At 71.7% G+C, this 25733-nt stretch carries 25 protein-coding genes; 8 read left to right on the top strand and 17 right to left on the bottom strand.

Translation table 11 applies throughout. The annotated features are described in order from the left end of the window. Positions 1-117: 117 nt before the first annotated feature. The 4 genes from ACIGO8_RS18500 to ACIGO8_RS18485 all read left to right on the top strand — a co-directional run bounded on the left by ACIGO8_RS18500 (position 118) and on the right by ACIGO8_RS18485 (position 3479). Entirely contained in the window at positions 118-1152 is a 1035-nt protein-coding gene (locus ACIGO8_RS18500) for an NlpC/P60 family protein (protein ID WP_399731230.1), read from the top strand. A gap of 246 nt (positions 1153-1398) precedes the next feature. Beyond that, the gene (locus ACIGO8_RS18495) at positions 1399-2109 is read left to right on the top strand and encodes a phosphatase PAP2 family protein (protein WP_399731227.1); all 711 of its coding nucleotides are present in this window, start codon (positions 1399-1401) and stop codon (positions 2107-2109) included. Positions 2110-2387: 278 nt separating this feature from the next. After that, a complete protein-coding gene (locus ACIGO8_RS18490; protein WP_399731224.1) occupies positions 2388-3194 on the top strand; it encodes a hypothetical protein in 807 nt (268 codons plus the stop codon). 102 nt (positions 3195-3296) lie between these two features. Continuing rightward, positions 3297-3479, top strand: coding sequence for a hypothetical protein (locus ACIGO8_RS18485; protein WP_399731222.1), 183 nt, complete (start codon positions 3297-3299; stop codon positions 3477-3479). 18 nt (positions 3480-3497) lie between these two features. On the opposite strand, the gene ACIGO8_RS18480 is transcribed toward ACIGO8_RS18485, so the two are convergent. Beyond that, positions 3498-3848, bottom strand: a complete 351-nt coding sequence (locus ACIGO8_RS18480; protein WP_399731219.1) for a metal-sensitive transcriptional regulator — start codon at positions 3846-3848, stop codon at positions 3498-3500. 193 nt (positions 3849-4041) lie between these two features. Here ACIGO8_RS18480 and ACIGO8_RS18475 point away from each other — a divergent pair, with 193 nt between their 5' ends. Together ACIGO8_RS18475 and ACIGO8_RS18470 are read left to right on the top strand one after the other, a co-directional pair. Beyond that, entirely contained in the window at positions 4042-4662 is a 621-nt protein-coding gene (locus ACIGO8_RS18475) for a DUF47 domain-containing protein (protein WP_399731218.1), read from the top strand. Positions 4663-4668: 6 nt separating this feature from the next. Beyond that, the gene (locus ACIGO8_RS18470) at positions 4669-5667 is read left to right on the top strand and encodes an anion permease (RefSeq protein ID WP_399731216.1); all 999 of its coding nucleotides are present in this window, start codon (positions 4669-4671) and stop codon (positions 5665-5667) included. 167 nt (positions 5668-5834) lie between these two features. Here the strand turns inward: ACIGO8_RS18470 and pstB are convergent, their stop codons facing one another. The 11 genes from pstB to mshD form a co-directional block, all read right to left on the bottom strand. Beyond that, positions 5835-6611, bottom strand: coding sequence for a phosphate ABC transporter ATP-binding protein PstB (pstB, locus tag ACIGO8_RS18465; RefSeq protein ID WP_399731213.1), 777 nt, complete (start codon positions 6609-6611; stop codon positions 5835-5837). Positions 6612-6636: 25 nt separating this feature from the next. Beyond that, a complete protein-coding gene (gene pstA, locus ACIGO8_RS18460; RefSeq protein ID WP_399731209.1) occupies positions 6637-7707 on the bottom strand; it encodes a phosphate ABC transporter permease PstA in 1071 nt (356 codons plus the stop codon). Continuing rightward, the gene (pstC, locus tag ACIGO8_RS18455) at positions 7704-8687 is read right to left on the bottom strand and encodes a phosphate ABC transporter permease subunit PstC (RefSeq protein WP_399731206.1); all 984 of its coding nucleotides are present in this window, start codon (positions 8685-8687) and stop codon (positions 7704-7706) included. The genes pstA and pstC overlap by 4 nt, the downstream gene beginning before the upstream one ends. A 117-nt stretch (positions 8688-8804) precedes the next feature. After that, positions 8805-9941 (bottom strand): phosphate ABC transporter substrate-binding protein PstS, encoded by a 1137-nt coding sequence (gene pstS / locus ACIGO8_RS18450; RefSeq protein ID WP_399731203.1) that lies wholly within the window; start codon positions 9939-9941, stop codon positions 8805-8807. A gap of 319 nt (positions 9942-10260) precedes the next feature. Continuing rightward, positions 10261-10671, bottom strand: a complete 411-nt coding sequence (locus ACIGO8_RS18445; RefSeq protein ID WP_399731200.1) for an NUDIX hydrolase — start codon at positions 10669-10671, stop codon at positions 10261-10263. Next, on the bottom strand, positions 10668-11744 hold the full coding sequence (locus ACIGO8_RS18440; RefSeq protein ID WP_399731197.1) for a CHAD domain-containing protein: 1077 nt from the start codon (positions 11742-11744) through the stop codon (positions 10668-10670). Before ACIGO8_RS18440 ends, ACIGO8_RS18445 begins: the two co-directional genes overlap by 4 nt. Further along, positions 11731-13980 carry an RNA degradosome polyphosphate kinase gene (locus ACIGO8_RS18435; protein ID WP_399731194.1) on the bottom strand — a complete coding sequence of 750 codons (2250 nt, stop codon included), beginning with the start codon at positions 13978-13980 and terminating at the stop codon, positions 11731-11733. Before ACIGO8_RS18435 ends, ACIGO8_RS18440 begins: the two co-directional genes overlap by 14 nt. A 251-nt stretch (positions 13981-14231) precedes the next feature. Continuing rightward, positions 14232-15209, bottom strand: a complete 978-nt coding sequence (locus tag ACIGO8_RS18430; protein WP_399731191.1) for a hypothetical protein — start codon at positions 15207-15209, stop codon at positions 14232-14234. Further along, the gene (locus tag ACIGO8_RS18425) at positions 15206-16060 is read right to left on the bottom strand and encodes an ABC transporter ATP-binding protein (protein ID WP_399731188.1); all 855 of its coding nucleotides are present in this window, start codon (positions 16058-16060) and stop codon (positions 15206-15208) included. Before ACIGO8_RS18425 ends, ACIGO8_RS18430 begins: the two co-directional genes overlap by 4 nt. Beyond that, positions 16057-16440, bottom strand: coding sequence for a GntR family transcriptional regulator (locus ACIGO8_RS18420; RefSeq protein WP_399731332.1), 384 nt, complete (start codon positions 16438-16440; stop codon positions 16057-16059). Before ACIGO8_RS18420 ends, ACIGO8_RS18425 begins: the two co-directional genes overlap by 4 nt. 126 nt (positions 16441-16566) lie before the next feature. Beyond that, entirely contained in the window at positions 16567-17493 is a 927-nt protein-coding gene (mshD, locus tag ACIGO8_RS18415) for a mycothiol synthase (RefSeq protein WP_399731185.1), read from the bottom strand. 140 nt (positions 17494-17633) lie between these two features. Here mshD and ACIGO8_RS18410 point away from each other — a divergent pair, with 140 nt between their 5' ends. Next, positions 17634-19484, top strand: a complete 1851-nt coding sequence (locus ACIGO8_RS18410; RefSeq protein ID WP_399731183.1) for a bifunctional metallophosphatase/5'-nucleotidase — start codon at positions 17634-17636, stop codon at positions 19482-19484. Positions 19485-19694: 210 nt separating this feature from the next. Further along, on the top strand, positions 19695-20555 hold the full coding sequence (locus tag ACIGO8_RS18405; protein ID WP_399731180.1) for a phosphatidylinositol-specific phospholipase C: 861 nt from the start codon (positions 19695-19697) through the stop codon (positions 20553-20555). Here the strand turns inward: ACIGO8_RS18405 and ACIGO8_RS18400 are convergent. The 5 genes from ACIGO8_RS18400 to ACIGO8_RS18380 form a co-directional block, all read right to left on the bottom strand. Further along, positions 20520-21959 (bottom strand): sensor histidine kinase, encoded by a 1440-nt coding sequence (locus ACIGO8_RS18400; protein ID WP_399731177.1) that lies wholly within the window; start codon positions 21957-21959, stop codon positions 20520-20522. The genes ACIGO8_RS18405 and ACIGO8_RS18400 overlap by 36 nt on opposite strands. Continuing rightward, a complete protein-coding gene (locus ACIGO8_RS18395; RefSeq protein WP_399731175.1) occupies positions 21956-22720 on the bottom strand; it encodes a response regulator transcription factor in 765 nt (254 codons plus the stop codon). Before ACIGO8_RS18395 ends, ACIGO8_RS18400 begins: the two co-directional genes overlap by 4 nt. Before the next feature lie 20 nt (positions 22721-22740). Next, on the bottom strand, positions 22741-23718 hold the full coding sequence (locus ACIGO8_RS18390) for a S1C family serine protease (protein ID WP_399731172.1): 978 nt from the start codon (positions 23716-23718) through the stop codon (positions 22741-22743). 135 nt (positions 23719-23853) lie between these two features. Continuing rightward, entirely contained in the window at positions 23854-24876 is a 1023-nt protein-coding gene (locus ACIGO8_RS18385; RefSeq protein ID WP_399731169.1) for a LacI family DNA-binding transcriptional regulator, read from the bottom strand. 61 nt (positions 24877-24937) lie between these two features. Next, positions 24938-25699, bottom strand: coding sequence for a response regulator transcription factor (locus ACIGO8_RS18380; RefSeq protein WP_399731166.1), 762 nt, complete (start codon positions 25697-25699; stop codon positions 24938-24940). Positions 25700-25733: the final 34 nt, after the last annotated feature.

The raw sequence follows: 25733 nt of genomic DNA, 5'->3' as shown, positions 1-25733 counted from the left end.
CGGGTCTCGGACAGGTCTTCGGACACGTGCGTTCCGTCCGGTTCGTCCACGCCCTGAAGGAGGGGGCTGCCGCCTAGACTGGGCGTTCGGGGCGTACTGCCAGGAGCCGAGGGGTGGTTGACGGTGCGTAAGGCGCGCGGGGCGTGGCTGGTGGCCGGTGGGGCGGTCGGCGTCTGCCTGAGCTTCGTCGCCCTCGTCGTCGTCGGGACGTACTCCGCGGCCGCCGGGATGCTCGGCGGGGCCGGGAACGGCAGGAACGGGGCCGTGGCGCTGGCCAAGGGCGCCGTGCCGGCCATGTACCAGGGCCTGGTGCAGCAGTGGGGCAATCTCTGTCCGGCCATCAATCCGGCGCTGCTCGCCGCGCAGCTCTACCAGGAGAGCGGCTTCGACCCGAACGTCGTCTCGCCGGCCGACGCCCGCGGCATCGCCCAGTTCATCCCGGGCACGTGGGCCGGTCACGGCATCGACGGCGACGGGGACGGGGACCGGGACATCTGGGATCCCAAGGACGCGATCCCGTCGGCGGCCTCGTACGACTGCGAACTCGCCGGCTACGTGAAGGACGTGCCCGGCGATCCGACGAACAACATGCTGGCCGCGTACAACGCGGGCGCCTACCGGGTCATCAGGTCCGGTGGTGTGCCGCGGATCAGCGAGACGCAGAACTACGTGCGGATCATCCGCTCGCTGGAGAAGAGCTTCGCCCGGCCCGTCGGGCGCGTGGATCCCTCCCGGCAGGCGGCCGGGGCGATCTACTACGCGCAGCAGAAGCTCGGGACGCCGTATCTGTGGGGCGGTACGGGCACGGCGGAGCAGAACGGCCGGTTCGACTGCTCGGGGCTCACCCAGGCGGCGTACGAGTCGGTCGGGATCAGGCTGCCGCGCGTGGCCAACGACCAGTACAACGCCGGACCGCATCCCGGCCGGGACGAGCTGCTGCCGGGCGATCTGGTCTTCTTCTCCGACGACCTCACGAACTCGCGGGCCATCCGGCACGTCGGCATCTACGTGGGCGGCGGCTACATGATCGACGCGCCGCGCACCGGGGCCGTGATCCGCTTCGACCGGATCGACACGCCGGACTACTTCGGCGCGACCCGGGTGACGGAGGACGGGGCGGCCGCGCTTCCCACGCGCTCGCCGCGGACGTAGACGGTTCCGGGCCCGCGAGCCCCTGTTTCGTCGGAGGTCTCGTCGCCCGGCCCGCGGTCAGGCGCTGTTTTCGGCCAGGACTCTCCGTGAAGTCCGGGCCCCGAGCTGCGACGGCCCGTCACCTTTCGATAACGTCCCCGTGATCTTGGGTCGAGAGCGGAACGCTGCCTTCGGGTGGATCGTTTCCCGATCCGACCGCTCCGTCCACGGGGGTTGGACACCACCACACAGCAAGGGGCCGCAGCAATGGCTGGACTCGCATCGGACGGTTCGAACCCCGATGTCAGCCTGCTCTACGACATCAACGGGCTGGCGAAGGCCGCTCCGCCGTGGTTCGACCGCGTCATGGAGTTCGTCGGCGAGTACGGCATCGTGCTCGGCCTCGTCCTCGTCGCGCTCGGATGCTGGTGGAGCATCAGGCGGCGCGAGGCGCCGGGCGATTCCGTGTCGGGCGTCGCCGGGCTGATCTGGGCGCCGCTGGCGGCCGGCATCGCGCTGCTCGTCAACATCCCGATCCGCGGCTTCGTCGAACGGCCCCGCCCCTTCAAGGACCACCAGGGCCTCGAAGTCCTGGTGGCCGGCAAGACCGACTACTCCTTCGTCAGCGACCACGCGACGCTGGCGATGGCCGTCGCCGTCGGCATCTTCGTCGCCCACCGCCGCTTCGGCCTCGCCGCCATCGGGCTGGCCCTCGCCGAGGCCTTCTGCCGGGTCTACATGGGCGTCCACTACCCGACCGACGTCGTCGGCGGGCTCGCCCTCGGCACCGCGGTCGCGCTGCTGCTCGCGCCGCTCGCGCTCGCCCTGCTGACGCCGGTCGTCTCCGCCGTCGCCCGCTCGCCGCGCGGCGCCCGCCTCGTGCGCTCCCGGCGCGCCGCCGCCCGCCCCGCCGTGGCCGAAACCGTCGGCATTCCCGAGCCCCGTCTCGGCTCGGGAGACAGCGACCTCGCCGCCTGAGACCCCGCCCGCGAGGGAGAGTCCCGGACACCGCCTAGCGGGGCTGTGCGACCGAGCCGAGGTGCTCCGCCGCGTCCGCGCGGGCCCGTTCCCGTGATCTGCGGGCCGGGCCACGCCAGCCGCAGCTGCACCGGGCGAAAGCGAACGAGCCGCGTTCCGAGGTCTCCGTCTGATGCACGTCCTCCACGGTACTGCGCGTGACGGGCCGCCCCGACCGTCGTTATCCGGTCGGGCGGGATCCGGACGGACAGCGGCAAGTCGTTGGGGGTTGGCAGGCGATGGTGGTGCGGAACGGACGGTCGGGCGGGGCGTGGGCCGTCGCCGCCGCTCTCCTGGTCGGCGGCTGCGCGGCGCCGGGTGACGACGCCGAGCCCGGCGGCGATCCCGCGCGGACCGTGCGCGGCGCGGCCGAGGAGCTGGCCCGCGCCGGCTCGTCCAAGGCGAGCACGTCCCTGGAGATGGCCTCCGGCGGCACCCGGGTGACGATCCGCGGCGAGGGCCACTACGACTTCCGCCGGCGCACGGGCAGCCTGCAGGTGGTGCTTCCCAAGGACGCGGCCGGCGAGAGCGAGCACCGGCCGATCACGGAGCTGCTGGCGCCCGGCGCGCTCTACATGAAGAACCGAGGCGAGGGCGTGCCCGACGACAAGTGGGTGCGGGTGGACACCACCACGCTCGCGGACGGCAATCTGGTCACCGGTGGCGCCACCGACCCGGCCGCCGCCGCCGAGCTGCTGCGCGGCGCGCGCACCGTGACGTACGTCGGCGAGGTCGACCTCGCGGGCGTGAAGGTCCGGCACTACCGGGGCGTGGCGGACATCGCGGAGGCCGCGCGGCTGGCCTCGCCGCAGGTGCGCGGCGCGCTGGCCGCGGCGGCGAAAGGGTTCACCACGGACACGGTGCCCTTCGACGCGTATCTGGACCGGGAGGGCCGGCTGCGCAAGGTCCGGCACCAGTTCAGCTTCAGCAACCAGGGCCGTACGGTCGCCGTCGCCTCGACCACGCTGCTGTACGGGTTCGGGGCGCGGGTGAGCGTGACGCTGCCGGACCGGGCGGACATCTACGCCGGGAAGATCAAGACCTGATCGCCTCTTGCGAGTCACTCGCAAATGGTCCGGACGTGTCATGTGCCGTGGGAGGCCGCTCCCTACGCTGGGACCGACGTCGGCAGGAAGAGGTGAACGCACATGGCTCCGCCGCCCGGTACCGCCACCGCGACCGTGACGCCGCCCGGCGACCCCGACTGCGTGGCGCTGGCCGAGATCGAACTGTGCGGCGAGCTGATCATCGCGGCCTCGGCGATCGAGGAGGAGCGGCTGAGCGCCGACCGCATCGACGAGGTGCTCCGCGTCCGTCCCGACGGGCGCTAGGGCCCCCGGACCCTGACCTCAGGTGCGCATCATGCGGGCGATGGCCTTCGTGGCCTCCTCCACCTTGGCCTCGATCTCGTCGCCGCCCTTGGTGGCCGCGTCCGCGACGCAGTGCCGCAGGTGCTCCTCCAGGAGCTGGAGGGCGAAGGACTGCAGCGCCTTGGTGGAGGCGGAGACCTGGGTCAGGATGTCGATGCAGTAGACGTCCTCGTCGACCATCCGCTGGAGCCCGCGGATCTGGCCCTCGATGCGGCGCAGCCGCTTGAGGTGCTCGTCCTTCTGCTTGTGGTAGCCGTGCACCCCGTGGTCGTGGGCCGTCGGTCCGTCGGTCTCGGGGGTGACCTCGGCCGCCGCCTCGGTGGTCGTCATGGCGTCCTCCCGTTGTCCATAAAGGGTGTCGATACCCCTCGTGGGTATATGGTACCGATCCCCGCGAAACGGGGCGGGGGCCCGTGCAGATCACTGTGCCTGATGGGCGACACTGAAGGGACGCCGGTTAGCCGTGGCCGGATGATGCGCCTAGCATCAGCCTGACCGAAACCCAGCACCCCGAGGACCCCACGTGCGATTTCGTCTGACCCCCAGGGAGACGAGCTTCTACGACATGTTCGCCGCGTCCGCGGACAACATCGTCACGGGCGCCAAGCTCCTGATGGAACTGCTCGGAGCGGACTCCTCCGCCCGGGCCGAGATCGCGGAACGGATGCGGGCAGCGGAGCACGCCGGCGACGACGCGACCCACGCCATCTTCCACCAGCTGAACTCCTCCTTCATCACGCCGTTCGACCGCGAGGACATCTACTCCCTCGCCTCGTCCCTCGACGACATCATGGACTTCATGGAGGAGGCCGTCGACCTGGTCGTCCTCTACAACATCGAGGAACTGCCCAAGGGCGTCGAGCAGCAGATCGAGGTGCTGGCCCGGGCGGCGGAGCTGACCGCCGAGGCCATGCCGAACCTGCGGACGATGAACAACCTCACCGAGTACTGGATCGAGGTCAACCGGCTCGAGAACCAGGCCGACCAGATCCACCGCAAGCTGCTGGCCCACCTCTTCAACGGCAAGTACGACGCCATCGAGGTGCTCAAGCTCAAGCAGGTCGTGGATGTGCTGGAGGAGGCGGCCGACGCCTTCGAGCACGTGGCCAACACGGTGGAGACCATCGCGGTCAAGGAGTCCTGAGGCTTCGTGGACACCTTCGCTCTGATCGTGACCATCGGTGTCGCGCTCGGCTTCACGTATACGAACGGATTCCACGACTCGGCGAACGCCATCGCCACCTCGGTGTCGACCCGGGCGCTGACCCCGCGGGCGGCGCTCGCGATGGCGGCCGTCATGAACCTCGCCGGTGCCTTCCTCGGCAGCGGCGTGGCGCACACGGTCAGCAAGGGCCTGATCGAGACGCCCGAGGGCAGCACGGGGATGGGCATCCTCTTCGCCGCCCTGCTCGGCGCGATCGTCTGGAACCTCGTCACCTGGTACTTCGGCCTTCCCTCGTCGTCCTCCCACGCGCTGTTCGGCGGCATGGTGGGCGCGGCGCTCGCGGGCGGCACGGAGGTCATCTGGTCGGGCGTCCTCGAGAAGGTCGTCATCCCGATGTTCCTGTCGCCGGTGGTCGGCCTGGTGGCCGGCTATCTGGTGATGTGCGCGATCATGTGGATCTTCCGCAAGGCCAACCCGCACAAGGCCAAGCGCGGTTTCCGGATCGCGCAGACCGTGTCGGCCGCCGGCATGGCGCTCGGCCACGGTCTCCAGGACGCCCAGAAGACGATGGGCATCGTGGTCATGGCCCTGGTCATCGGCGACGTGCAGAGCGCCGACGCGCCGATCCCGGTCTGGGTGAAGATCGCCTGTGCCGTGATGCTGTCGCTGGGCACGTACGCGGGCGGCTGGCGGATCATGCGGACCCTCGGCCGCAAGATCATCGAGCTGGACCCGCCGCAGGGCTTCGCGGCGGAGACGACGGGCGCGTCGATCATGTTCGTCACCGCGTTCCTCTTCAAGGCGCCGATCTCCACGACCCATGTCATCACCTCGGCGATCATGGGCGTGGGCGCCACCAAGCGGGTCAACGCGGTCCGCTGGGGCGTCGCCAAGAACATCATCCTGGGCTGGTTCATCACCATGCCGGCCGCCGCGCTGGTCGCGGCCGCCAGCTTCTACGTGGTGAAGCTCGTCTTCGGCTGACGCGGACCGCCGAACCTTCGGCTGACGCGGACCGCCGCAACGCGCGAAACGTTGAGGCCCGGCTCCCCTGTGGGGGAGCCGGGCCCTTTCGTGTCGTACGGCGGCACCGCCATGCAGCGCCGTACGACGCCACGCGGCGGAAAGCCGCGTGGGGCGTGGGGCACGGGCTATCCGAAGCGGCCGGAGATGTAGTCCTCGGTCGCCTGGACGCTCGGGTTGGAGAAGATGCGCTCGGTGTCGTCCAGCTCGATCAGCTTTCCGGGCTGGCCCACGGCCGCCAGGTTGAAGAACGCGGTACGGTCCGAGACGCGGGCGGCCTGCTGCATGTTGTGCGTCACGATGACGATCGTGAAGCGCTCCTTGAGCTCACCGATGAGGTCCTCGATCGCCAGCGTCGAGATCGGGTCGAGCGCCGAGCAGGGCTCGTCCATCAGCAGCACGTCCGGCTCGACCGCGATGGCGCGGGCGATGCACAGGCGCTGCTGCTGACCGCCGGAGAGGCCGGAGCCCGGCTTGTTGAGGCGGTCCTTGACCTCGTTCCAGAGGTTCGCGCCCTTCAGCGAGCGCTCGACGATGTCGTTGAGCTCGGACTTGCGGTAGGAGCCGTTCAGGCGCAGGCCCGCCGCCACGTTGTCGAAGATCGACATGGTGGGGAACGGGTTCGGGCGCTGGAAGACCATGCCGACGGTGCGGCGCACCGCGACCGGGTCGACGCCGGCGCCGTACAGGTTCTCGTCGTCCAGCATCACCTTGCCCTCGACGCGGCCGCCGGGGGTGACCTCGTGCATGCGGTTCAGGGTGCGCAGGAAGGTGGACTTGCCGCAGCCGGACGGGCCGATGAAGGCCGTCACGGAGCGCGGCTCGACGGTCATGGAGATGTCGTCGATCGCCTTGTGGTTGCCGTAGTAGGCGGAGAGGCCGCTGACGTCGATTCGCTTGGCCATATCAATTCACTTCCAGGTGGCCGCGTCAGCGGCCGGTCTTCGGGGCCTTCCAGCGGGCGATGCCGCGGGCCACCAGGTTGAGGATCATGACGAAGGCGATCAGGACGAGCGCGGCGGCCCAGGCGCGGGCCACGGCGGCGTCGGTGCCGACCGCGTACTGCTCGTACACGTAGAGCGGCAGGGAGGACTGGGCGCCTTCGAAGGGGTTCGGGTTGATGAGCTTCGTACCGAACACGAGGAGGAGCACGGGAGCCGTCTCACCGGTGATGCGGGCGACCGCGAGCATGACGCCCGTGGTGATGCCGCCGATCGCGGTGGGCAGGACCACCTTCAGGATCGTGCGCCACTTGGGGACGCCGAGCGCGAGCGAGGCCTCGCGCAGCTCGTTCGGGACGAGCTTCAGCATCTCCTCGGTGGAGCGGACGACGACCGGCATCATCAGGATCGCGAGGGCCATCGCGCCGGCGAATCCGGAGGGCCCGAAGCCCAGCATCAGATTCCAGGTGGCGAGGATGAACAGGCCCGCGACGATCGACGGGATGCCCGTCATGACGTCGACGAAGAAGGTGACGGCCTGGGCGAGCTTCCCGCCCCCGTACTCGACGAGGTAGACCGCGGTGAGCAGGCCGATCGGCGCGGCGATCAGGGTCGCGATGCCGACCTGCTCGATGGTGCCGAGCAGCGCGTGGTAGACGCCGCCGCCGGCCTCGGCGTCGAGGACGCCGTTCATCGAGTGGCTCAGGAAGTAGCCGTCGAGGACTTCGAGGCCCTTGCTGATCGTCACCCACGCCAGCGAGAGCAGCGGGACGACGGCGAGGACGAAGCAGACCCAGACGAGGCTGGTGGCGACGCGGTCCTTGGCCTGGCGGGAGCCCTCCACCTTGGTGGTGAGGCCGTAGGTGACGAGGACGAAGAGCAGCGCGGCGAGCAGGCCCCACTGGACCTTGCTGTGCCAGCCGGCCGCGAGGCCGATGCCGCAGCCCGCGGCGACCGAGCCGACGGCGACGGCGGCCGGCGTCCAGCGCGGGAGGCGCGCGTGGGAGAGCGAACGGCGCGGGGTCACGGTCACGGGACGCTCCTGGATGGCGTGGCTCATGCGTTCGCCCCCGAGTACTCCTTGCGGCGGGCGATGATCCAGCGCGCCGCGCCGTTGACCAGCAGGGTGATCGCGAAGAGGACGAGACCGGAGGCGATCAGGGCGTCCCGGCCGAACTCGTTGGCCTCGTTGAACTTCGCGGCGATGTTCTGGGCGAAGGTGCCGCCGCCCGGGTCGAGGAGGTGGCCCGAGATGACGAAGCTGGGGGAGAGGACGACGGCCACTGCCATCGTCTCACCGAGAGCGCGTCCGAGGCCCAGCATGGAGGCGGAGATGATGCCGGAGCGGCCGAAGGGCAGCACCGACATGCGGATGACCTCCCAGCGCGTGGCGCCGAGGGCGAGCGCGGCCTCCTCGTGCATCTTCGGGACCTGGAGGAAGACCTCGCGGGTCACGTTGGTGATGATCGGGAGGATCATGATCGCCAGCAGGATGCCGACGGTGAAGAGGTTACGGGCGACGCCGTCGCTGGACTTGTCGAAGATGTACGTCCAGCCGAGGTACTGGTCGAGCCACTTGTTGAGGCCGTCCAGGTACGGCACGAGGAAGATCGCGCCCCACAGGCCGTAGATGATGCTGGGCACGGCGGCGAGCAGGTCGACCACGTACGCGAGCGGCTTGGCCAGCTTGCGCGGCGCGTGGTGCGAGATGAACAGCGCGATGCCGATGGCGACCGGCACGGCGAGCACCATCGCGATGACCGACGAGACGACGGTGCCGAAGGCGAGGACGGCGATGCCGAAGACCGGCGGGCTGCCCGCCGGGTTCCACTCGAAGGTGGTGAAGAAGTTCGTGCTGTCGTCGGAGATCGCGAGGACGGCGCGGTAGGTCAGGAAGACCGCGATCGCGGCCATGATCACGAGGAGCGTGATGCCGGAGCCGCGGGACAGGCCGCTGAAGATGCGGTCGCCGGGGCGGGCCGCGCTCGTGGAGCGCCGGTTCCTTCGTATGTCTGGTGAGTCTGGGGTGAGCGTAGCCATCTGGTTGTCTCCGGTCTGCGGGGCCCGTACGGGTCGCGTACGGGCTCCTGGCGGCGGTGCACCGGATGCCGGGGACGGCCCCCCTACGGGAGGCGGAGGGCCGTCCCCGGCCTGGGGTCAGGACAGGGTCGGGACGATCTCGCGGACCTTGGCCGCGATCTCGGCCGGGAGCGGGGCGTAGCCGGCGGCGGGCAGGACCTTCTGGCCCTCCTCGCTGGCGGTGTAGGTGAGGAACGCCTTCAGGGTCTGCAGGGTCTCGGCCTTGTTGCCCTTGTCGCAGGCGATCTCGTAGGTGACGAGGGTCAGCGGGTAGGCGCCCTCGGCCTTGGTGGTGTAGTCGAGGGACAGGGCCAGGTCGGAGCCGGTGCCCTTGATCTTCGCCGCGGCGATGGCCTTGGAGGCGTTCTCGGTGGTGGCGGCGACCGGGGCGGAGGCGCCGGTGTTGATGCTGACCGTGCTGATCTTGTTGGCGGTCGCGTAGGAGAGCTCGAAGTAGCCGATGGAGCCCTCGGCGTCCTTGACCGCGGTGGCGACACCGGAGGAGCCGTTGGCGGCCTGGCCACCGGGGGCGGGCCACGACTTGGTCTTCGGGTCGTACTTCCAGTCGGCCGCGGCGGTGGCCGAAAGGTACTTGCCCAGGTTCTGGGTGGTGCCCGACTCGTCCGAGCGGTGGAAGGCCTGGATGGTGGTGTCGGGGAGCTTGGCGCCCGGGTTCAGCTTGGCGATCGCCGGGTCGTTCCACTTGGTGATCTTCGTGTCGAAGATCTTGGCGAGGGTCGGGGCGTCGAGGACGAGGTTGTCCACGCCGTCCAGCTTGTAGCCGATGGCGATGGGGCCGCCGACCATGGGCAGGTTGACGCCCTTGCCGCCCTTGCAGATCTTCTGCGACTCGGCGACCTCTTCGTCCTTCAGGGCGGAGTCGGAGCCGGCGAGGGCGACCTGGCCCTGGTTGAACTTGGTGATGCCACCGCCGGAGCCGATGGCCTGGTAGTTCACCTCGACACCGGAGCAGGCGGCCTGGAAGTTCTTGACCCACAGGTCCATCGCGTTCTTCTGCGCGCTGGAACCGGCGGCGAGGAGCTGGCCCTTGGCGCCGTCGCACTTGATGTTCGACGCGGCGGCGGAGGTCTTGCCGCCGTCCTTGGTGGGCTCGTTGTTGTTGTCCGAACCACACGCCGAGAGGACGAGCGCACCGGAGACGACGAGGGCACCGATCGCGGAGGCGCGAAGCCCGTTCTTGCGCGAAAGCTTCACTTTCGGGTGTTCCTTCCAGAAGCCGCCTGGGCGTGGACCTTGCTGTCCTGAACGTTCTACGGCGGCGCGTGTCGGGGTGGTGGGGCGCACACCGGAGTCGTGCACCTTGTACGGCCGAAATTAGGCAGATCAGGTGAAGCCGTCGACGGAGGAGGGTGAACGGGAAGTGAACCGTGCCGGAAGGCGAGGTGCGGAGCCCGCCTGGCGGGCGCCGGGTGCCGCGGCGACGGCCGTCGACGGGCAGGTGGCCGGCAGCGGAAGGTGGCCTCCGCGGGCCGGCGGCCGTCAGCGGGCGGTGGCCTCCGCGGGCCGGCGGCCGTCAGCGGGCGGTGGCCGCGAGGAGCGCGTCGAGGAGGTCGCGGTCGCGGGGCTGGGTGAGACGGGGCCGGGCCTCGGCGGGCGGAAGCCAGAGCACGGCGTCGATCTCGTGGGTCGGGACGAAGGTGCCTTCGAGGGCGCGGGCCGCCCAGTAGTGGACCTCCTTGGGGCGGCCCTGCGCCAGGTACCGCACGGTGGGCAGCCGGGCGCCCAGCTCGCAGGACTGGCCCGTCTCCTCCAGGACCTCGCGGACCGCGCAGGCCGCGAGGGTCTCGCCGCGCTTCAGCTTGCCCTTCGGGTGGGACCAGTCGTCATATTTCGGTCGATGGACCAGGGCGATCTCGATGGTGCCGGCCCCGCCCTCCTCGTACGGGACCGGGCGCCACAGCACGCAGCCCGCGGCCAGGATCACGGCACCGCCGCCGTCGCTTGGGACCAGGCGCGCTGGAAGGCGAAGCGGGCGGCTTCGACGTCGTGGCGCTGGTCGGCGTGGAGGACGCCGAGGGCGTAGGCGGTGGCCGGGGCGATGCGCGGGGTGCGGGCGGCGGTGGCGGCCGCGGCGGCGGCCTCGGCGGCGTCGCGGTGGCGGTCCAGGGCGCGGGCGGCCTCGTAGAGGACGGGATCCGCGGCGGCGGCGCCGTGCAGCACCTCGGCGGCGTAGCGGTGCAGGCGGAGCAGGCGGCGGGTGTGGTGCCAGGGCGTGTCCTGGGCCTCGCCGGTGGCGAGGGCGAGGGCCTCGGCGTTGTACGGGTGGGCCGCGCGGGTCAGCGGGAGGGCGGCGACCGCGTCGAGCAGCCGGTGCTCGACGTCCTGCGCGGGCGCGTCGAGCGTGTCGACGGCGCGGGCGGAGCCGGCCGGGCCGAGCGGCACCTCGGAGGCGAGCAGGGCGACGGCGTCGGCGACGGCGTGGAAGCGGGAGGAGCCGAGGGCCTGGAGGGCGGCGGAGTGGGCGCGGGTCCTGGCGAGGGTGAGCTGGCGGTCCAGGAGGGCGCCGGCCCGGGCGGCGCCGACGGTCAGCCCTGCGCCCTGTGCGCCGCGGGCGGCCGGCACCGGCCCCGTACCGCTCGACAGCCGGGACAGCGCGTCCATCAGGCGGACGAGCCGTGAGGTGCAGGCGTGTTCGAGGGCGAGGGTGCCGGAGAGCCAGGCCAGCTCGGTGCGCAGCGGGTCGGCCCAGGCGGCGTCGAGCAGCGGCCGGAAGGTGTGGAGGGTGCCGCTGATGCGGCGGGCGGCCGCCCGCAGGATGCGGGCGGCCTCGGCGGCGCCTTTGGTGTCGGCGCCGCTCTCGGTGTGCAGGCGCAGGCCGCGGAGGAAGTCCGCGGCGCGGGCGTGCAGGTAGGGGGCGAGGACCTCGCCCGCGGAGACGTCCGTGGAGAGGGGGGACGGGAGGCCCGTCGGGAGGTCCGCGGAGAGGTCGGGCGGGACCGGGCCCGGGGCCGGTGTGCCCGCCTGCGGGATCTCCGAGGTGATGTCAGGGTTGTGCACGCCGGCGCCTCCGCGCGTCGATGAGCATCTCCTGGACGTGCCGGAGCGGCTGGCCCTCGGGGTCGGTCGCGTGCCGCGTCCAGTTCCCGTCCGGTCCCAGGTGCCAGGAGGAGGTGGTGTCGGACATCCCGGTCTCCAGGAGCCGGGTCAGGGAGGCCCGGTGGGCCGGGTCCGAGACCCGGACGAGGGCCTCGATGCGGCGGTCCAGGTTGCGGTGCATCATGTCGGCGCTGCCGAGCCACACCTCGGGCTCGCCGCCGTTGCCGAAGGCGAAGATCCGGGAGTGCTCCAGGAAGCGGCCGAGGACCGAGCGGACCCGGATGTTCTCCGAGAGGCCCTCGACGCCGGGCCGTACGGCGCAGATGCCGCGGACCCAGATGTCGACCGGGACGCCGGCCTGGGAGGCCCGGTAGCAGGCGTCGATGACGGCCTCGTCGACCATCGAGTTGACCTTGATCTTCACGTACGCGGGCCGGCCGGCGCGGTGGTGGGCGATCTCCTTGTTGACGCGGGTGACCAGGCCGTCGCGCAGCGACTTGGGCGCGGTGAGCAGGCGCCGGTAGGTCTCGCGGCGGGAGTAGCCGGAGAGCCGGTTGAACAGGTCGGAGAGGTCGGCGCCGACCTGCGGGTCGGCGGTGAGCAGGCCGAGGTCCTCGTAGAGCCGGGCGGTCTTGGGGTGGTAGTTGCCGGTGCCGACGTGGCTGTAGCGGCGCAGGACCTCGCCTTCCTGGCGTACGACCAGGGAGAGCTTGCAGTGGGTCTTGAGGCCGACCAGGCCGTAGACGACGTGGCAGCCGGACTCCTCCAGCTTGCGGGCCCACTTGATGTTGGCCTGCTCGTCGAAGCGGGCCTTGATCTCGACGAGGACGAGGACCTGCTTGCCGGACTCGGCGGCGTCGATGAGGGCGTCGACTATCGGCGAGTCGCCGGAGGTGCGGTACAGCGTCTGCTTGATCGCGAGGACGTCCGGGTCGGCCGCCGCCTGCTCCAGGAAGGCCTGGACGGAGGTGGAGAAGGAGTCGTACGGGTGGTGCAGCAGCACGTCCCGCTCGCGGACCGCGGCGAAGATGTCGGGCGCGGAGGCGGACTCGACCTCGGCGAGGTCGCGGTGGGTGCCGGCGACGAACTTCGGGTACTTCAGCTCGGGACGGTCGAGCGAGGAGATGCCGAAGAGGCCGGTGAGGTCGAGCGGGCCGGGCAGCGGATAGACCTCGGAGTCGGAGACCTTCAGCTCGCGGACCAGCAGGTCGAGCACGTACGGGTCGATGGACTCCTCGACCTCCAGGCGCACCGGCGGGCCGAAGCGGCGCCGCATGAGCTCCTTCTCCAGGGCCTGGAGGAGGTTCTCGGCGTCGTCCTCCTCGACCTCCAGGTCCTCGTTCCGGGTGACCCGGAACATGTGGTGGGCGAGGACCTCCATGCCGGGGAAGAGCTCCTCCAGGTGCGCGGCGATGACGTCCTCGAGCGGGACGTAGCGCTCCGGGGAGGCCTCCAGGAAGCGGGAGAGCAGCGGCGGCACCTTGACGCGGGCGAAGTGGCGGTGGCCGCTGACGGGGTTGCGGACGACGACCGCGAGGTTGAGGGAGAGGCCGGAGATGTACGGGAAGGGGTGGGCCGGGTCGACGGCCAGCGGGGTGAGGACGGGGAAGATCTGCTGCCGGAACAGGGTGAAGAGGCGGGCCTGCTCCTTCTCCGTGAGTTCGGGCCAGCGGATCAGGTGGATGCCCTCGTCGGCGAGGGCCGGGGCGACGTCCTGCTGGAAGCAGGCGGCGTGCCGGGCCATGAGCTCGCGCGAGCGGGTCCAGATGAGGTCGAGGACCTCGCGGGGCTGGAGGCCGGAGGCGGAGCGGGTGGCGACGCCGGTGGCGATGCGGCGCTTGAGGCCGGCGACGCGGACCATGAAGAACTCGTCGAGGTTCGAGGCGAAGATCGCGAGGAAGTTCGCTCGTTCGAGGAGCGGTGTGGTGGGGTCCTCGGCGAGTTCGAGGACGCGCTCGTTGAACGCGAGCCAGCTGCGTTCGCGGTCCAGGAAACGTCCCTGCGGGAGTTCGCTCGTGGAGTCGTCGCCCTCGTAGACGTCGAGGTCGGCGTCGATGTCGGGTTCGAGGTCGCTCATGGCCGCGCCGTTGACGGCGTGCGGGCGGTGGGCGGCTATGGACCCCAGGGACGGCTGGGGAGACGTCTTCGTGGCGGACGACGGGACCTGGACCGGGACCTCGGCGGGCTGCTGGCTCATGGCCCCATTCTTCCGCGCGAAGGGCTGGTCGGGCGCGTCGGAGCGGGCCGTGGTGGAGGGAAGTCTCCCTTTGGGGAGAGCGGACACGGAGCGCTTCATTGCGTGAGCGTCGCAAGCGCGTCTGAATGGTCGGTAACGGGGACGTGACGTGAGGGAATCGGGGGCGGGGCCGCGTCGGGCTCCGCCCCCGGGTGTTTCGGGCCGCGCCGGCGTCGCTGGCCGCGGGCCGGGCGGGGCTTTACGGATGCGGCCTACGGGTGCCGGGCGCGCAGGACGCGGAAGGCGGCGAGCAGGGCGAGGGCGGCGAGGGCGGTGAGGATGCCGGTCTCGACGAGCTGCAGGGGCCAGAAGTGCGCGGGCGGGTGGACGTCGGCGTAGTCGGTGACCGCGCCGCGCGCGGCCATGCAGGCGTTGGTCTGCCCGTCCCTGACGACCTCGTAGCAGTCCTGCCAGCTCACGCGCGTGCCGTCCCGGGTGAGCCGGCCCGATTCGACGACCCAGCTCCGGGCCGGGACGTCGAGGCCGTGGCGACCGGTGAGGGTCTCGACGGGCCACAGGCGCGGGCGCAGCTGGGCGAGGACGGCGAGGACGGCTCCGGTGAGCAGCGTGGCGGCGGCGAGGGCGGGGACGGTGCGGCGTACGAGGAGGCCGACGAGGGCACCGGTGGCGAGACCGAAGAGGACGGCCGCCACGGGAACGGTGCCCGGCTGCGCCGCATACATGGTGGCGTCGAACCAGAAGGTGGGGAAGTCGTCGGCCGGGCCGGAGGACCAGGACCACTGGAACACCAGGGTCACCAGCAGGACGGGCACGACGGTGAAGGCGGCCGGCACGGCCAGCTTCGCGGCGAGCCAGCGGGCCGGGCTGACGGACTGGGTCCAGGCCAGCTTGTACGTGCCGGTCTCCAGCTCGCGGGCGATCAGCGGGCCCGCCATGTAGCCGGCGAGGACGGCGGGCAGCACGACCATGCCGAGCGCGACGAACTCCACCATGTGCCGGGCCTGCCACTGGGCGTCGGCGCGTTCGCGCGCGGCCTGGAAGCAGCGCTCGGCCACGCTGTCGGCCGGGCAGCCGGCGGCCGCCAGGACGTCGTCGGCGCGGACCGCCCAGTACCAGGAGGCGATCAGCGCGGCCGAGGCCAGGGCGGCGAACACGAGCGTCGCCCACAGGGACCAGCGGTGCTGGCGGACCGTCACCCAGTAGGGGCCCTTCAGGGCGATCGTGCTCACGCGGCGGCTCCTTCCGGGGCGGGAGAGCGGAGGTGGCCCAGCAGGACGTCCTCGAGGGTGGGGGTGGCGGTGTGCCAGCCGGGTGGGGCCGGGCGGCCCTCGGTGCGGACCAGGGCGGTGAGCTGACGGCCCGTCGTGGCGGAGTCGACCACCGTGTACGGGCTGAGGGCGGCGTCCGCCGCGGGGCCGGTGAGCAGGGTGTGGGCGGCGAGGAGGTCGTCGACGGGGCCGCTGAGGCGGATGCGGCCGCCGTGGAGGAGGAGCACGTGGTCGCAGGCGTCGGCGAGCTCGCCGAGGATGTGCGAGGACATGAGGAGGGTGGTGCCGTGGTCGGCGGCGTCGGCCATGAGCACGCCCATCAGCTCGCGCCGGGCGAGCGGGTCGAGGTCGGCCATGGGCTCGTCCAGGAGGAGCAGCTCGGGGCGCTTGCCCAGGGCGAGGGCGAGGGCGAGGCGGGTGCGCCGGCCGCCGGAGAGCTCGCGTACGGCGGTGTGCGGGTCGAGCGCGTCGGCGAGGACCCGCCGGGCGGCGGCCTCGTCCCAGCGGGCGGGGTTGAGCTCGCGGCCCATGCGCAGGGTGTCGGCGACGGTGAGGCGGGGATGCAGCGGCCTGTCCTGGGCGACGTAGGCGAGGCGGTCGCGGGGCGGGGCGGTGAGCGTGCCGGCGGTGGGGCGGACGAGGCCGGCGGCGAGGCCGAGGAGGGTGGACTTGCCGGCGCCGTTGGGGCCGACGAGGGCGCAGACGCGGCCGGCGGGCAGGGTGAAGTCGCAGTCCCGCAGGGCCCAGGGCCGGCCGCGTCCCCCGTACCGTAGGCCGAGGCCTTCCGCCCTCAGCGCGGTCTCCTGCGTCATGCGTCCCCCTCGAAGTGTTCGTTCAGTACGGATGTGAAGAGCGCGGCCACGTCGTCCCGGTCGAGGCCTTCCGCGCGGGCCCGGCGGGCCCAGTCGGCGAGTTCGCCGCGCAGGGGCGAGTCGGCGGGGCCCGCGCCGAGGCCGGCGCGGACGAAGGTGCCGAGGCCGCGGCGGGCCTCGACGAGGCCTTCGCGTTCGAGCTCGCGGTAGGCCTTGAGGACCGTGTTGGGGTTGATGGCGGTGGCCTCGACGACCTCGCGGGCGGTCGGCAGCCGGTCGCCCGGTTCCAGCAGGCCCATGCGCAGGGCCTGTTTGGTCTGCTGGACGATCTGGAGGTAGGTGGCGACTCCGCTGCGCCGGTCGATGCGGTAGGAGAGCACGGGCGCTTCCACCACCCTTTCACTAATCAAGTAGTGAAAGGGTGGTGGAAAGAAGGGGGCGGTGTCAACCGCCCCCCGCGCACGGAGCCTTACGGCGCTCACGGCTCCGTGCTCACGACTCCGTGCTCACGACTCCGTGCGGTACATCAGGTCCACCTCGTGCGTCCGGAAGCCCAGCCGCTCGTACACCGTCACCGCCGCCGTGTTGTCCGCGTCCACGTACAGCATCGCCGTCGGCAGCGTCTGCGCCGCCAGGTGCCGCAGGCCGATCGCGGTGAGGGCCTTGCCGAGGCCGCCGCCCTGCGCCTCGGGCGCCACGCCGACCACGTACACCTCGCCCAGCTGCTCCTCGGCGTGGACCTTCGTCCAGTGGAAGCCGACGACCCGTCCCTCCCGCTCGGCCAGGAAGAAGCCCTTCGGGTCGAACCACGGCTCCGCCATCCGGTCGTCCAGGTCCCGCTGGGTCAGCGAGCCCTGCTCCGGGTGGTGGGCGAAGGCGGCGGCGTTGGCCGCGAGCCAGGCCGTGTCGTCCTGGCCGGGCACGAAGGTGCGGACGGTGACGCCGGCCGGCAGCACCGGCTCCGGGATGTCCAGCGGCACCAACGGCCGGCGCATCTGCCGCAGTTCCCGGAACAGGGTCAGGCCGAGCACCTGGGCGAGGTGGCGGGCCGCCGACTTCCCGCCGTGCGCCCACACCCGCAGCCGCTTGCCGGAGGCGTCGAGCAGCGCGGTGCCGAGCGCCCGGCCGTGGCCGCGGCCCCGGAGCGAGGGGTGGACGACCAGCTCGGCCGCCGGGGCCTCGACCGGGTCGGTCTCCTCCAGCTGGGCGTAGCCGTAGAGGTGGGGGCCGACCGTGAGCAGGAAGTGGCGGACGCCCTCGCGCCTGCCGTGCCGCAGGTACAGCCGCCCCTGCTCGGACACGGCGTGCATGCCGTCGGCGCGGTCGGCGGCCTCGAGGAGGTCGAGGACGTCGCTGATCTGCTCGGGGCTCAGTTCTTCGTAACTGTTGATCTGCCGTCCGGGTTCGAGGGCCGGCACCGCGTCAGAAGTCATGCCTACGAGCCTACGGCGGCGGTGCGCCGCCCTGCGGGAGATCAAAGGCAACCAGCTCGTAACCAGCCGACCCCTGTTGCGCTACGCGCGTTGACTCTAGGCTGCGCGGGCAGGACCGAGTCGTCAGGAACTGGGGAGAGATGGCAGCGACACGGAAGAAGAACACGGCGGGGCGGCGGATTCTCGTCGCCGGAGCGGGACTTGCCACGGTCGGCGCGCTGGTCGCGGCGATGCCGGCGGGCGCCTCCGAGGACCGCGTCGGCGCCACGGCCGCGTCGCAGCAGGAGAGCGGCGGCACCAACGGCCAGGGCTGGGGACGCCTTGTCGACGTGCAGCTGCTCTCCTTCAACGATCTGCACGGCAACCTGGAGCCGCCGGCCGGCTCCTCCGGCCAGGTGACCCGGGTCAAGGAGGACGGCACCACCGAGAAGATCGACGCGGGCGGTGTCGAGTACCTGGCCACGCACCTGCGCCAGGCCCGTCAGGGGAATCGTTACTCCATCACGGCCGCCGCCGGTGACATGATCGGCGCCTCGCCGCTGCTGTCCGGCCTCTTCCACGACGAGCCGACCATCGAGGCGCTCAACGAGCTGGACCTCGACGTCACCTCGGTGGGCAACCACGAGTTCGACGAGGGCGCGCGCGAGCTGGCCCGGATGCAGAACGGCGGCTGTCACCCGACCGCCGGCTGTTTCACCAAGGACCAGAAGTTCGACGGCGCCGACTTCCCGTACCTCGCGGCGAACGTGACGGACGAGAAGACGGGCAAGCCGCTGCTCGACCCGACCTTCATCTGGGAGAAGGACGGCGTCCGGATCGGCTTCATCGGCGTGACCCTGGAGGGCACCCCGAACGTCGTCACCGCCGAGGGCGTCAAGGGCCTGAAGTTCGGCGACGAGGTCGAGACGATCAACAAGTACACGAAGATCCTGGAGCGCAAGGGCGTCAAGTCCATCGTCGCCCTGGTCCACGAGGGCGGCATGCCGGCCTCGGCCGCGTACAACTACAACTGCGACGGCGACGGTGACGGTGACGGCGAGGGCGTCTCCGGCGCGATCGTCGACATCGCCAAGAACGTCTCGCCGCAGGTCGACGCGCTCGTCACCGGTCACACCCACCAGGCGTACGTGTGCAGCATCCCCGACCCGGCGGGCCGCCCGCGCCTGGTCACCTCGGCGTCCTCGTTCGGCAAGCTCTACACGGACACCACGCTGACCTACGACCGCCGCACCAAGGACATCGTCCGCACCGCGGTCTCCTCCGCCAACCACGTCGTCTCGCGCGACGTGCCGAAGGCCGCGGACATCAGCGAGCTGATCTCCGGCTGGAAGGAGCTGGCCGCTCCGATCGCCAACCGGCCGCAGGGCTGGATCGCCGCCGACATCAACGGCCGCGGCTCCACGGCGTACGAGAAGCCGCTCGGTGACGTGATCGCCGACGCGCAGCTCGAGGGCCTGGCCCCGGCGGACAAGGGCGGCGCGCAGCTGGCCCTGATGAACCCGGGCGGCATCCGCGCCGACCTGGTCTACAAGGCCGCGGGCGCCGAGGGCGACGGCGTCGTGACCTACGGCGAGTCCTTCACCGTGCAGCCGTTCACCAACATGATGAACGTCGTCGACCTCTCCGGCGCGAACCTGATCGCCGCGCTGAAGCAGCAGGTCAGCGGCTCGAACCTGAACTCGATCAAGATCCTTCAGGTGTCGAAGGGCCTCACCTACACGCTCGACATGACGAAGACCGGCGCGGACCGCGTGGTCGACGGCACGATCAAGCTGAACGGCGAGCCGATCGACCCGGCGAAGACCTACCGCGTCGCGATGAACGAGTTCCTCGCGGGCGGCGGCGACGGCTTCGCGGCCCTGGCGACCGGCACCAACAAGCTGGTCGGCGCCTCGGACCTGGACGTCTTCAACGCCTACCTCGCCGCCCACTCCTCGGCGACGGCCCCGCTCCAGGTGCCGGCGGCGAACCGGATCACGGTCGTGCAGTAGCCGTCGGGCGTAGACCATCGGTGAGGGGCGGTGTCCGCGTCGGCGGGCACCGCCCCTTCGTCGTACCCCGTGGCCCGTCACGCCCCGTGGCCCGTCATGCCCCGCGCCGGAGCAGGGTCAGGATGCAGGACGCCTGTCCGGGACGCCCGCCCCAGAAGGTTCCGACGGGCTATGGCAGGGTCACGTCAACTGCTGTCATAGTGCGGTGCCATGGACCGACGACGCTTTCTCGCGGGCGCCGCCGCAGCCGGTGCCGCCCTCGTGGTGGGCACTCCCTCCGCCCGGGCGGCCACCGCCCTCGGGACGCAGGACTGGATGGCTGCCCACGGCGACCCCACCCCGCTCCAGAAGCTCACGATCCCCGGAACCCACGACTCCGGCGCCCGCTACGGCGGGCTCTGGACGGAATGCCAGAACACCACCATCGCCCAGCAACTGGACAGCGGAATCCGGTTCCTGGACGTGCGGTGCCGGGTGACCGGTGGATCGTTCGCGATCCACCACGGGGCCTTCTACCAGAACATGATGTTCGGCGACGTCCTCGTCGCCTGCTGGAACTTCCTCGCCGCCCACCCCAGCGAGACCGTCCTCATGCGGGTCAAGCAGGAGTACTCCTCCGAGTCCGACGCCACCTTCCGTGCCGTCTTCGACGACTACCTCGACAACCGCGGCTGGCGGCCCCTCTTCCGTATCGGCCCCGTCCTGCCCACCCTCGGCGAGGCGCGCGGCCGGGTCGTCCTGCTCGCCGACAACGGCGGCCTGCCCGGACTGCGGTGGGCCGACGGCGCGTACTTCGACGTGCAGGACGACTACCAGGCCGAGCCCTTCGCCAAGTGGCCCAAGATCCGCGACCAGTTCCGCAAGGCGGCCACCCAGCCCGGCCGCTGCTACGTCAACTTCGTCTCCACCGCCGCCGGCCTGCCGCCCCGCTGGAACTCCGACCGGCTGAACCCGCAGGTCCACTCGCTCCTCGACGGCGAAGGCGCCGGCTGGAAGGGCCTCGGCATCGTCCCGCTCGACTTCCCCAACACCCGCTCAGGACTCGTCGAGTCCCTCATCCGCCACAACTGAACCGTCCGTCACGGCAGGCGGCGGTGTCGGCGCTCCCGGCAGCCGCACCGTCGCCACTGTCCCGCCGGCCCCGTCCGCGGCCGGCGCGAGCGCGACCGTGCCGCCCGCGTGCCCGACCGTCCGCGCCACGATCGACAGGCCAAGGCCCGAACCCGGCAGGCTGCGCGCCGACGGCGAGCGCCAGAACCGGTCGAAGACGTGCGGCAGCTCGTCCGCCGGGATGCCCGGACCGTGGTCCCGCACCGTCAGCTCGCCGCGCATCAGCCGCACCTCGACCGTCCCGCGCGGCGGCGAGAACTTCACCGCGTTGTCCAGGACGTTCACCAGCGCCCGCTCCAGGGCCGCCGGCTCCGCCCGTACGTACCAGGGCGCCAGGTCCGTCTCGAAGGTCAGCTCCGGACCGCGCAGCCGGGCCCGGTCCAGGGCCGAGCGCAGGATGGTGTGCAGCGGAACCACCTCCAGCGGGCCAGGCGCCACCGCCTGGGGCCGGGACAGCTCCTGCAGGTCGCCGATCAGCGCCGCGAGCTCCGTCATCTGCGCCTTCACCGAGGCCAGCAGCGCCCGCCGGTCCTCCGGCGGCAGCGCCCGGCCCGTCTCCTCGCTGCGCGCCAGCAGCTCGATGTTCGTCCGCAGCGAGGTGAGCGGCGTGCGCAGCTCGTGCCCCGCGTCCGCGATCAGCTGCGCCTGGCGGTCCCGGGAGGTCGCGAGCGCCGCCGTCATCGCGTTGAACGAGCGCGACAGCCGGGCGATCTCGTCCTCGCCCTCCACCGGGATGCGGACCGTCAGGTCCTCGGTCGCCGCCACGTGCTCGACCGCCCCGGTCAGCCGGTCCACCGGCGCCAGACCGGTCCGCGCCACCCACAGCCCGGCCGCGCCCGCGCCGACCACGCCGATGCCGGAGACCAGCAGCAGCACCCAGGCCAGCGTCGACATCGAGTTGTCGACCTCCGACAGCGGCCGGGCGAGCGACACGGCCAGACCGACCCGGCCGCGGTCGGCGTACGTGTAGACGCGCATCTCGCGGCCGTCGTCGTCCTTCGTCGTGTGCAGGGCGTCGTCCAGCAGCCCGCGCGCCACCGCCACGTCCGAGGCCTGCGCGTCGATCGCCGCCTTCCCGGAGGTGCAGACGGTGCCGTCGGCGAGGACGACCTGCACGGTGTACGGAGGCAGCGGCGGCACCTGCGTGCCCGTACGGCAGCCGCCGAGCACCAGGTTCACGTACGCGGTGTCGACCTTGCTGCCGCGCAGCGACTCGTCCAGCTCGTGCTCCAGCTGCGCCCGCGTCACGAACCAGCAGGCCAGCGACACCGCCGCCACCGCGATCGCCACGGCGAGCGCGGTCAGCAGGGCGAGCCGGGAGCGCAGCGGGCGGGACCGGAACCAGGCCAGCGGGCTCCTGCTCACTCCGCGCCTCCGCCGCCGCCGCCACCGCTGCCGCCGCCGCGCAGCACGTAGCCGACGCCGCGCACGGTGTGCACCAGGCGCGGTTCGCCGGCCGCCTCCGTCTTGCGCCGCAGATACATCACGTACACGTCCAGCGAGTTCGAGCTCGGCTCGAAGTCGAAGCCCCACACCGCCTTCAGGATCTGCTCGCGGGTGAGCACCTGGCGCGGATGGTTCAGGAACATCTCCAGGAGCGTGAACTCGGTACGGGTCAGCTCCACCGGCCGCCCGCCCCGCGTCACCTCGCGCGTGGCCGGATCCATCCGCAGGTCCTCGAAGGCCAGCACGGCACCGGCCTCCGCCGGCCCGGAGGCGGCCGCCGCCGCGTACGAGCTGCGCCGCAGCAGCGCGCGGATACGGGCGAACAGCTCGTCCAGCTCGAAGGGCTTCACGAGATAGTCGTCGGCGCCCGCGTCGAGACCGGTGACGCGGTCGCCGACCGTGTCGCGGGCGGTCAGCATCAGGATCGGCACGGTCGAGCCGCCCGACCGGATCCGGCGGGCCGCCGTCAGGCCGTCCATCCGCGGCATCTGCACGTCGAGGACGACCAGGTCGGGGCCGTACGACTCCATCTTGGCGAGCGCGTCGAGCCCGTCGACGGCGTCCTCGGTCGCGTAGCCCTCGAAGGCGAGGCTGCGGCGCAGCGCCTCGCGGACGGCCGGCTCGTCGTCGACGATCAGGATGCGTTCGGCGCGGTCGGCTTCGTTCTGCTGGCCAGTCATGGGGTCAGCGTCCCATGCGTTCAGGCGGCACCGCCCGAGCGCAGGTCGTCCAGGTCGGCCTTGAGGGTGTTCACCGGGATCGCGAATCCGAGTCCGACGCTGCCGGCGCCGGCCGAGGAACCGCTCGAGGAACTGGGCGAATACATGGCCGAATTGATGCCGATGATCTCGCCGTTCATATTGATCAGCGCGCCGCCGGAATTCCCGGGATTGAGCGAGGCGTCGGTCTGGATCGCCTTGTACGTGGTCTTGGAGGAGCCGGTGTCGCCGTTGAACTGCTGCCCGCCGAACTCGAAGGGCCAGCCCTGGCGCGGGTCGTACTGCGGCTGCTGTTGCTGCTGGTCGTCCTCCTTCGCGACGGTCACGTCGCGGTCAAGGGCGGAGACGATGCCGCTGGTGACGGTGCCGGTCAGACCCTCGGGCGAGCCGATCGCCACGACCTCGTCGCCGACCCGCACCTTGGAGGAGTCGCCGAGCGTCGCCGCCTTCAGGCCGGCGGCGCCCTCCAGCTCGATCAGCGCCAGGTCCTTGTCCGGGTCGGTGCCGACGACCTTGGCGGTGTAGGTCTTGCCGTCGGAGGTCTGCACCTTGATCTGGGAGGCGCCGGAGATGACGTGGTTGTTGGTGACGATCTCGCCGTCGCCGGTGATGATCACGCCCGAGCCGGTCGACCTGCCGGAGTTCGAGGCGGCGGAGATCTCCACGATGGACGGGGACACGGCCTGGGCGACGCCGGCGACCGTGCCCTTGCTGCTCGCGGACACGTTGGTGCCGGCGACGGTGCCGGACGCGGTCGGGGCGCTGCCGTCCGCCCACCGCTCCACGAGCGTCGCGGTCCCGCCACCGACGGCCGCGGCCGCGATCGCCACCGCGACCATCAGCCCGACCCCGCGCCGGGCACGGCGGTGCGGGGCGGGTGTGGGCACGGGCGCGGTGGGGGCGTAGGTGGGGCGGGGCGGGTAGTACGGCTGCGGCTGGGGCTGCGTGTCGTCCGTCATGCGGTCGAGCCTGGCGGCCGTACATGAGAACGCTCTGAGTCCACCCTGAGAAGCCCGACAGAACCCCGTATGCCCGATATAAACGCCGCCACCTCGTTGTGGGCACGGCGGTGGACCGGGGGCGCCGCGCAGCGGTCAGGCGCAGCCGCAGGAGCGGCGGACGATGAGGGCGGACGGGAACTGCTTCACGCGCTCCCGCCGCGACCCCGCCACCCGCAGCGAGTCGTCCAGCACCAGATCCACCGCCGCCCGCGCCATCGCCGGCCGGTCCGAGTGGACCGTGGTCAGCGGCGGGTCGGTGAGCGCCGCTTCCTTCACGTCGTCGAAGCCGGCCACCGCCAGCTCCGTCGGCACGTCGATCCGCAGCTCCCGCGCCGCCCGCAGCACACCGAAGGCCTGGTCGTCCGTCGAGCAGAAGATGGCCGGCGGCCGGTCGGGGCCGGACAGCAGTTTCAGGGCCACCTGGTAGGCGTCGTAGCGGTTGTACGGCGCCTGGAAGAGCCGGCCCTCGATCGAGTGGCCCGCCTCGAGCATGGCCCGGCGCCAGCCCTCCTCGTGGTCGGCGACCGGGTCGCCGACGGCCGGGGTGTTCGGGATGCCGCCCATGCACGCCACGTACGCGTGGCCGTGCTCGAGCAGGTGCCGGGTGGCGAGCTGGGCGCCGCCGATGTCGTCGGTGACGACGGCGACGTCGTCGATCGCCTCGGGCCGCTCGTGCAGCAGCACGACCCGCGCGTCCCAGGCCTCGATCTCGCTCGCGGCCTGTTCGCTCATGCCCTGGCTGACCAGGATCAGACCGGAGACCCGCATGCCGAGGAAGGCGCGCAGATAGTGGATCTCGCGCTCGGTGCGGTAGTCGGAGTTGCCGACCAGGACCATTTTTCCGCGCTCGGCGGCGGCCTGCTCGACCGCGTGTGCCATCTCCGCGAAGAAGGGCTGGCGGGCGTCGGGGACGACCATGCCTATGAGATCCGTGCGGCGGGACGCCATGGCCTGGGCCACCCGGTCGGGCCGGTAGCCCAGCTCCTTGATGGCGGCGAGGACACGCTCGCGCGTGGCCGGGGCGACCGGCCGGGGTCCGTTGTTGATGACGTAACTCACGACCGCGGTCGAAGTACCCGCCAGTCGCGCTACGTCATCCCGCGTCACCTTGGCCACGCGCGGAAGTCTACGCGGGGTGACCTACCTACCGGCAGGTCGCCCTGTGGCATACGCCACGTCAGCGGTCCTCCACCGGAGTGAGTTCCCGCGTGTCCTCCTTGACGCGCGCCTCCGCCCGGGCCTCGGCCCGTGCCTCCGCCCGCTCCGGCTTCTCCGGCGTCACGAAGCGGTAGCCGACGTTGCGGACGGTGCCGATCAGCGACTCGTGCTCGGGGCCGAGCTTCGCCCGCAGACGCCGTACGTGCACGTCGACCGTTCGGGTGCCACCGAAGTAGTCGTAGCCCCAGACCTCCTGGAGGAGCTGCGCCCGTGTGAAGACCCGGCCCGGGTGCTGGGCGAGGTATTTGAGGAGCTCGAACTCCTTGAAGGTCAGGTCCAGGACCCGGCCCTTGAGCTTCGCGCTGTACGTGGCCTCGTCGACCGACAGGTCGCCGTTGCGGATCTCCATGGGCGAGTCGTCCGCGACGATCTGCTGGCGGCCCATGGCCAGCCGCAGCCGCGCCTCGACCTCGGCGGGTCCCGCCGTGTCGAGCAGCACGTCGTCGATGCCCCAGTCGGCGGTGACGGCCGCGAGCCCGCCCTCCGTGACGACCAGGATGAGCGGACAGCCGGGGCCCGTGGAGCGCAGCAGCTGGCAGAGGGAGCGGACCTGCGGCAGGTCGCGCCGCCCGTCCACCAGGATCACGTCGGCACCCGGGGTGTCCACCAGGGCCGGCCCCTCGGCCGGTGCCACGCGCACGTTGTGGAGCAGCAGTCCGAGGGCGGGAAGCACCTCGGTCGACGGCTGGAGGGCGTTGGTGAGGAGCAGCAGAGAGCTCATCGCGCTCCTCCTGCCCGGAGCGTCGCCTGAGTCG

Origin of the sequence: Streptomyces sp. NPDC053493, assembly GCF_044544825.1 — a bacterium.
GTDB lineage: Bacteria > Actinomycetota > Actinomycetes > Streptomycetales > Streptomycetaceae > Streptomyces.
Note: the sequence above shows the minus strand (reverse complement) of the source record. Positions and strands in the feature narration are given on the sequence as shown.